13 protein-coding genes and 1 pseudogene are annotated in these 6,186 nt (G+C 71.7%); all 14 read left to right on the top strand.

Going from position 1 to position 6,186, the window contains the following annotated elements; genetic code table 11:
• The coding region (gene tuf / locus QN157_14650) for an elongation factor Tu (protein MDR7556827.1) at positions 1-402 on the top strand (402 nt) is incomplete at its 5' end.
• Positions 403-404: 2 nt separating this feature from the next.
• The gene (gene rpsJ / locus QN157_14645; GenBank protein MDR7556826.1) at positions 405-716 is read left to right on the top strand and encodes a 30S ribosomal protein S10; all 312 of its coding nucleotides are present in this window, start codon (positions 405-407) and stop codon (positions 714-716) included.
• Positions 717-728: 12 nt separating this feature from the next.
• Positions 729-1,343 carry a 50S ribosomal protein L3 gene (rplC, locus tag QN157_14640; GenBank protein ID MDR7556825.1) on the top strand — a complete coding sequence of 205 codons (615 nt, stop codon included), beginning with the start codon at positions 729-731 and terminating at the stop codon, positions 1,341-1,343.
• Between the two features lie 11 nt (positions 1,344-1,354).
• Positions 1,355-1,984 (top strand): 50S ribosomal protein L4, encoded by a 630-nt coding sequence (rplD, locus tag QN157_14635; GenBank protein ID MDR7556824.1) that lies wholly within the window; start codon positions 1,355-1,357, stop codon positions 1,982-1,984.
• Complete coding sequence (rplW, locus tag QN157_14630; protein MDR7556823.1) at positions 1,981-2,265, top strand: 50S ribosomal protein L23; 285 nt, start codon at positions 1,981-1,983, stop codon at positions 2,263-2,265. The genes rplD and rplW overlap by 4 nt, the downstream gene beginning before the upstream one ends.
• A 17-nt stretch (positions 2,266-2,282) precedes the next feature.
• Positions 2,283-3,107: a 50S ribosomal protein L2 gene (rplB, locus tag QN157_14625; GenBank protein ID MDR7556822.1), complete on the top strand. Its 825-nt coding sequence runs from the start codon at positions 2,283-2,285 to the stop codon at positions 3,105-3,107.
• Between the two features lie 31 nt (positions 3,108-3,138).
• Positions 3,139-3,423, top strand: coding sequence for a 30S ribosomal protein S19 (gene rpsS, locus QN157_14620; protein ID MDR7556821.1), 285 nt, complete (start codon positions 3,139-3,141; stop codon positions 3,421-3,423).
• Positions 3,424-3,440: 17 nt separating this feature from the next.
• A complete protein-coding gene (gene rplV, locus QN157_14615; GenBank protein MDR7556820.1) occupies positions 3,441-3,782 on the top strand; it encodes a 50S ribosomal protein L22 in 342 nt (113 codons plus the stop codon).
• 15 nt (positions 3,783-3,797) lie between these two features.
• Positions 3,798-4,430 (top strand): annotated as a pseudogene (gene rpsC / locus QN157_14610) (30S ribosomal protein S3).
• Positions 4,431-4,557: 127 nt separating this feature from the next.
• Positions 4,558-4,971 (top strand): 50S ribosomal protein L16, encoded by a 414-nt coding sequence (gene rplP, locus QN157_14605; GenBank protein ID MDR7556819.1) that lies wholly within the window; start codon positions 4,558-4,560, stop codon positions 4,969-4,971.
• 3 nt (positions 4,972-4,974) lie between these two features.
• Positions 4,975-5,163, top strand: coding sequence for a 50S ribosomal protein L29 (gene rpmC / locus QN157_14600; GenBank protein MDR7556818.1), 189 nt, complete (start codon positions 4,975-4,977; stop codon positions 5,161-5,163).
• On the top strand, positions 5,160-5,450 hold the full coding sequence (rpsQ, locus tag QN157_14595) for a 30S ribosomal protein S17 (protein MDR7556817.1): 291 nt from the start codon (positions 5,160-5,162) through the stop codon (positions 5,448-5,450). The genes rpmC and rpsQ overlap by 4 nt, the downstream gene beginning before the upstream one ends.
• A gap of 9 nt (positions 5,451-5,459) precedes the next feature.
• A complete protein-coding gene (gene rplN, locus QN157_14590) occupies positions 5,460-5,828 on the top strand; it encodes a 50S ribosomal protein L14 (protein MDR7556816.1) in 369 nt (122 codons plus the stop codon).
• Between the two features lie 19 nt (positions 5,829-5,847).
• Positions 5,848-6,186: a 50S ribosomal protein L24 gene (rplX, locus tag QN157_14585; protein MDR7556815.1), complete on the top strand. Its 339-nt coding sequence runs from the start codon at positions 5,848-5,850 to the stop codon at positions 6,184-6,186.

The raw sequence follows: 6,186 nt of genomic DNA, 5'->3' as shown, positions 1-6,186 counted from the left end.
TTTCGGAAGACGCTGGAGGAGGCGCTGGCGGGGGACAACATTGGGGTGCTGCTGCGGGGGGTGGAGAAGGACGAAGTGGAGCGGGGGATGGTGCTGGCGAAGCCGGGGACGATCAAGCCGCACACGGAGTTTGAGGCGGAGGTGTACGTGCTGACGAAGGAGGAGGGGGGGCGGCACACGCCGTTCTTCACGGGGTACCGGCCGCAGTTCTACTTTCGGACGACGGACGTGACGGGGGACATTGTGCTGCCCAGCGGGGTGGAGATGGTGATGCCGGGGGACAACGTGACGATGCGGGTGAAGCTGATCACGCCGGTGGCGCTGGAGGAGGGGCTGCGGTTTGCGATCCGGGAGGGAGGGCGCACCGTGGGCGCCGGCGTCGTCACCAAGGTGATCGACTAGCCATGGCGGTCGCGCAGAAGATCCGGATCAAGCTCAAGGCGTTCGACCACCGCGTGCTGGACCAGTCCGCGGAGAAGATCGTCACCGTCGTGCGCAAGTCCGGCGCGCGGGTGTCGGGTCCGGTGCCGCTGCCGACCAATCGGAACGTCTACTGCGTGATTCGCTCCCCCCATATCGATAAGGAGTCGATGGAGCACTTCGAGATCCGGACCCATCGGCGCCTGATCGATATCCTCGAGCCCACGCAGAAGACCGTGGACGAGCTGATGCACCTCGACCTCCCGGCCGGGGTGGACATCGAGATCAAGCTGTAGGGGTCAGGACCAATGGCGGCGATTCTCGGGCGGAAACTGGGTATGACCCGCGTGTTCGACGAGCAGGGCCGCAGCGTGGCGGTCACCGTCATCGAGGCGGGTCCCTGCGTGGTCGTGGACCAGTGCACCCCCGAACGCGACGGCTACGCAGCGGTGCGCGTGGCGTTCGAGCCCGTGCCCGAGCGCCGCGTGTCCAAGCCGCAGCGGGGCGTCTTCGCCCGGCGCAAGCTGCCGACTCACCGCATCATCCGGGAGCTGCCACCGCCCGCCCACCCGGTCGAGGTCGGCCAGACCATCACGGTGGCGGAGTTCCAGCCGGGCCAGCTGGTGAACGTGACGGGCACCAGCATCGGCCGCGGGTTTGCCGGGGCCATGAAGCGGCACGGCTTCGGCGGCCAGCGCGACTCCCACGGGGTGTCCCTGATGCACCGGGCCGTGGGCTCCATCGGATCGTCGAACGTGGCGCGGGTGTTTCCCGGCAAGCGCATGCCGGGACGCCACGGGCGGGCCCGGGTGACGGTGCGGCACCTGCGGGTCGTGCGGGTCGACCCCGCGCGCAACCTCCTGCTGGTGCGCGGCGCGGTGCCGGGCACCCGGGGGGCGCTGCTCGTGGTCCGGACAGCGTAGGAGGGCCTGCGATGGTCAAGGCGCCCGCAGTGGACGTCACCGGCACGCGCACCGGCGAGGTGGAGCTCCCCGCCGCGATCTTCGGGCTCCGACCGCATCGGCCGCTGCTGCACCAGGCGCTGGTGATCGAACACGGCAACGTCCGGCGGGGGACGCACGCCACGAAGACGCGCGGCGAGGTGCGCGGCGGTGGCCGCAAGCCCTGGCGGCAGAAGGGCACCGGCCGGGCCCGTCACGGCAGCCGGCGGTCGCCGCTGTGGACGGGCGGGGGGATCGTCTTCGGGCCGCGGCCGCGCGACTACCACCGGAAGCTCAACCGCCGCGAGCGCACCCTGGCGCTGTGCGCGGCCCTATCGGCACAGGCGCAGGCAGGCCGCGTCACGGTGGTGCAGGGGCCGCCCGAGGCGTCGGTGCAGCGGACGGCCCTGGCCGCGCGGCTGCTGCAGACCGCAGGCGCCGCCAGCGGCGCCGTGCTGATCACGGGCGCAGCCGACACCGGCCTGGCGCGGGCAGCCGCCAACCTGCGCGGGGTGCGGGTGGTGGCGGCCCGGCGGCTGACGATCCGCGCGCTGTTGCTCCCGAAGCCGATCCTGATCACGCAGGCGGCGCTGGCGGAGCTGCAGGAGGTGCTGGCGTCGTGAACCCCTGGGAGATCGTGCGGCGTCCGATCATGACCGAGAAGAGCCTCCGGGGCACGGAGGCCGGCAAGTACACCTTCGAGGTGGCGCCGGGCGCCACGAAGATCGCCGTCCGCCAGGCCGTGGAGGCCCTGTTTGCGGTCAAGGTGCGCAAGGTCAACATCATGAACCTCCGGGGGCGCACGCGGCGGCGGGGACGCCACGTCTACACCACCCCCGGCATGCGGAAGGCGATCGTCACGCTCGCCCCCGGCGCCAAGATCGATCTGGAGAGCCTGACGTAGGGCCCGGGAGGACGGCCATGGGCATCAAGACGTTCACTCCCACGACACCAGGCCGACGCTTCATGACGGTGGCCACGTTCGACGAGATCACCAAGCGGACCCCCGAGCGGTCGCTGGTGCAGCCGTTGAAGAAGTCCGCGGGGCGGAACAACCAGGGCCGGGTGACGGTCCGCCACCGGGGCGGTGGCCACAAGCGGCGGTACCGCGTGGTGGACTTCAAGCGCGACAAGGACGGCGTGGTGGGCCGCGTGGCGGCCATCGAGTACGACCCGAACCGCTCGGCGCGGCTGGCCCTGGTGCACTACGCCGACGGCGAGAAGCGGTACATCCTGGCGCCGGTGGGCCTCAAGGTGGGCGACGTGGTCACCTCGGGGCCCGACGCCGACATCCGGCCGGGGAACGCCCTGCCCCTGCGGGCCATTCCCGTGGGCACCGTGGTGCACAACGTGGAGCTGCAACCCAAGCGGGGCGGGCAGATCGTGCGCGCCGCGGGTGCCGGGGCGCAGATCATGGCCAAGGAGGGCGAGTACGCGCACCTGCGGCTGCCCTCGGGGGAAGTGCGACTCGTGCACCTCGACTGCCGCGCGACGGTGGGTCAGGTCGGCAACGTCGAGCACGAGGCCATCAAGCTCGGCAAGGCCGGGCGCAAGCGGTGGCTGGGCTGGCGGCCCACGGTGCGCGGTGTCGCCATGGACCCGGCCAGCCACCCGCACGGCGGCGGCGAGGGGCGGTCCCCGATCGGCATGCCCGGTCCGGTCAGCCCGTGGGGCAAGCCGACGCTGGGCGCCAAGACCCGCAAGCGCAAGCGCAGCGACGCGCTGATCGTGAAGCGACGTCGCTAGGCGGGGAGCGCAAGGGGGCGCGGAACACGTCATGGGACGCTCACGGAAGAAAGGGCCGTTCGTGGACGAGCACCTGCTGGAGAAGGTGCGGGCGCTGAATCGCGCGCGCGAGCGGCGCGTGATCAAGACATGGTCCCGGCGGTCGACGATCCTGCCGGAGTTCGTCGGGCACACCATCGCCGTGTACGACGGACGCAAGCACGTGCCGATCTACGTCACCGAGCAGATGGTCGGCCACAAGCTGGGTGAGTTCGCGCCGACGCGCACGTTCCGCGGGCACGGCGCCCACACCGAGCGGTCCACGGCGTTGAAGTAGGCGCGGGGAGGAGCGCGATGGAGGTCAAGGCAACTGCGCGCTACGTGCGCGTCTCGCCCCGGAAGGTCCGGCGGGTGCTGGCAGGCCTGCGGGGGCTGCCGGTGCGCGAGGCTGCGGCACGGCTGCAGGCCCTCCGGGGCCCCCTGCCCCGGACGGTGGGCAAGGTGCTGAAGTCGGCGGTGGCCAACGCCGAGAACACCTACGAGCTCGACCCCGACGACCTGGTGGTGGCGCGGGCGTACGCCGACCGCGGGCCGGCCATCAAGCGGCTGGTCCCGCGGGCGCGGGGGCGGGCGGACATCGCGGCGCGCCGGTCGAGCCACATCACCATCGTGGTCGGCGAGCGGGCGGCCCGCTGAGGCGGAGGGGAACACGTGGGCCAGAAGGTCAATCCCATCGGGCTGCGGGTCGGGATCATCCGCGACTGGGAGTCGCGCTGGTACGCCAAGGACATGGCGGCGCTCATCGCGGAGGACCAGCAGATCCGCACCCTGATCAAGCAGAAGCTCCACCGCGCGGGGATCTCGCGGGTCGAGATCGAGCGCGCCGCCAACCGTGTGCGGGTCATCATCCACTCGGCCCGGCCGGGGATCATCATCGGCCGCGGCGGGACGGGCATCGACGCCCTGAAGAAGGAGCTGGAGGCCGCCACGGGCCGCCAGATCCTGCTGTCGGTCAACGAGGTACGGCGCCCCGAGCTGGAGGCGCAGCTGGTGGCCGAGAACGTGGCCCAGCAGCTGGAGCGGCGCATCGCGTACCGGCGGGCGATGAAGCAGGCCGTGCAGCGTAGCCTGCGGGCGGGTGCCAAGGGCATCCGCATCGCCTGCAGCGGTCGACTCGCGGGCGCGGAGATCGCCCGCTACGAGTGGTACCGCGAGGGGCGCGTCCCCCTGCACACGCTGCGCGCCGACATCGATTTCGGCGTGGCCGAGGCGTTGACGACCTACGGGCGGATCGGGGTCAAGGTCTGGATCTACCGGGGCGACGTGCTGCCCGAGGGACGGCGCGAGGCCGAGGTGCGCCGCGCGCCGCGGCAGGAGGCTGCCGGGGCGCCGGCACCCGTGAGCGGGGCCGGGGGGCCGGTGGTCATTCCGACGCGCACGCCGGCGGTGACGGTCAGGAGGCAGGGCACGGATGTTGATGCCCAAGCGCACCAAGTATAGGAAGGCCCATCGGGGCACCATGGCCGGCAAGGCCTACGCCGGCTCGACGGTGGCCTTCGGGGAGTACGGCCTGCAGGCGCTGGCGCCGGGCTGGGTGACGAGCGCGCAGCTGGAGGCTGCGCGCCGCGTCATCACCCGGTACATCCGGCGGGGCGGCAAGCTGTGGATTCGGGTCTTCCCGGACAAGCCGGTCACCAAGAAGCCCGCGGAGACCCGGATGGGCGGCGGGAAGGGCAACCCCGAGTTCTGGGTGGCCGTCGTGCGCCCGGGCCGCATCCTGTTCGAGCTGGCCGGCGTGCCCGAGGACCAGGCGCGGGAAGCGATGGAGCTGGCGTCGCACAAGCTGCCCATCGATACGAAGTTCGTGCGACGGGTGGAGGCCTGAGGGATGAAGGCGCGGGCGCTGCGGGAGCTGTCGGTGGCCGAGCTGCGCAAGCGGCTCGAGGACACCCAGCGGGAGCTGTTCGCGCTGCGCGTCAAGATCTCGCAGCAGCGCAACACCGGGCGGATCCGGGAACTGCGCCGGGAGGTGGCGCGGCTTCGGACCGTGCTGCACGAACGCGGCGAGCGGACCTGACGGTGCCGACCGGGCGGAGGCGAGGCATGACGGCGCGTGGCAGACGGAAGACGCACCTGGGCGTGGTGACCAGCGACAAGATGCAGAAGACCGTGGTGGTGGAGCTGGAGACCGTCACCCGGCATCCGCTCTACAAGAAGACGATCCGGCGGACCCGGCGGGTGAAGGCCCACGACGAGGGCCAGGTGGCCCGGGTGGGCGACCTGGTGCGGATCATGGAGACCCGGCCGCTGTCCCGGGAGAAGCGCTGGCGGGTCGTCGAGGTCGTGCGCCGGGCCCAGGGGTAGGAGGACGACATGATCCAGCAGCAGACCCGTCTCAAGGTGGCGGACAACACCGGCGCCCGGGAACTGCTGTGCATTCGGGTGCTCGGCGGCTCCCACCGCCGGTACGGCACGGTGGGTGACGTCATCGTGGCGTCGGTGAAACAGGCGATTCCCAACAGCCCGATCAAGAAGGGCGAGGTGGTGCGCGCGGTGATCGTGCGCACCCGCAAGGAGCTGCGGCGTCCGGATGGGTCGTACATCCGGTTCGACGACAACGCCGCCGTCCTGCTCTCGGACGCGCAGAACCCCCGCGGGACCCGGATCTTCGGCCCGGTGGCGCGGGAGCTGCGCGAGAAGCACTTCATGAAGATCGTGTCACTGGCCCCCGAGGTCCTGTAGGGGGCGGGAGGGGACGCGCATGGTTGGCCAGGGGCGCCCGCGGCTGCACCTCCGGAAGGGCGACATGGTGGAGGTCCTGGCGGGCAAGTACCGCGGCAAGCGGGGCAGGGTCCTCCGGGTGCTCCCCGACCGGTGGGCTGCCATCGTGGAGGGTGTGAACGTCGTCAAGCGCCACGTGAAGCCCAACCGGAAGGTGCCCCAGGGCGGGATCGTCGAGAAGGAGGCGCCGCTGCCCGTGGCGCGGCTGATGGTGGTGTGTGCCCGATGCGGGGAGGCGAGCCGCATGGGCCGCCGCGTGCTCGGCGACGGCAGCCGGGTGCGCTACTGCAAGCGCTGCGGGGAGCAACTCGACACGTAG

The organism is Armatimonadota bacterium (assembly GCA_031459855.1).
Classification (GTDB): Bacteria; Sysuimicrobiota; Sysuimicrobiia; order Sysuimicrobiales; family Humicultoraceae; genus Fervidifonticultor; species Fervidifonticultor primus.
Note: the sequence above shows the minus strand (reverse complement) of the source record. Positions and strands in the feature narration are given on the sequence as shown.

What these genes read in the sequence shown, in the direction of transcription:
- rpsJ (MDR7556826.1), top strand. Translation starts at nt 405, where the DNA reads ATGGCGGTCGCGCAGAAGATCCGGATCAAGCTCAAGGCGTTCGACCAC.
- rplC (MDR7556825.1), top strand. Translation starts at nt 729, where the DNA reads ATGGCGGCGATTCTCGGGCGGAAACTGGGTATGACCCGCGTGTTCGAC.
- rplD (MDR7556824.1), top strand. Translation starts at nt 1,355, where the DNA reads ATGGTCAAGGCGCCCGCAGTGGACGTCACCGGCACGCGCACCGGCGAG.
- rplB (MDR7556822.1), top strand. Translation starts at nt 2,283, where the DNA reads ATGGGCATCAAGACGTTCACTCCCACGACACCAGGCCGACGCTTCATG.
- rpsS (MDR7556821.1), top strand. Translation starts at nt 3,139, where the DNA reads ATGGGACGCTCACGGAAGAAAGGGCCGTTCGTGGACGAGCACCTGCTG.
- rplV (MDR7556820.1), top strand. Translation starts at nt 3,441, where the DNA reads ATGGAGGTCAAGGCAACTGCGCGCTACGTGCGCGTCTCGCCCCGGAAG.
- rplP (MDR7556819.1), top strand. Translation starts at nt 4,558, where the DNA reads ATGTTGATGCCCAAGCGCACCAAGTATAGGAAGGCCCATCGGGGCACC.
- rpmC (MDR7556818.1), top strand. Translation starts at nt 4,975, where the DNA reads ATGAAGGCGCGGGCGCTGCGGGAGCTGTCGGTGGCCGAGCTGCGCAAG.
- rplN (MDR7556816.1), top strand. Translation starts at nt 5,460, where the DNA reads ATGATCCAGCAGCAGACCCGTCTCAAGGTGGCGGACAACACCGGCGCC.
- rplX (MDR7556815.1), top strand. Translation starts at nt 5,848, where the DNA reads ATGGTTGGCCAGGGGCGCCCGCGGCTGCACCTCCGGAAGGGCGACATG.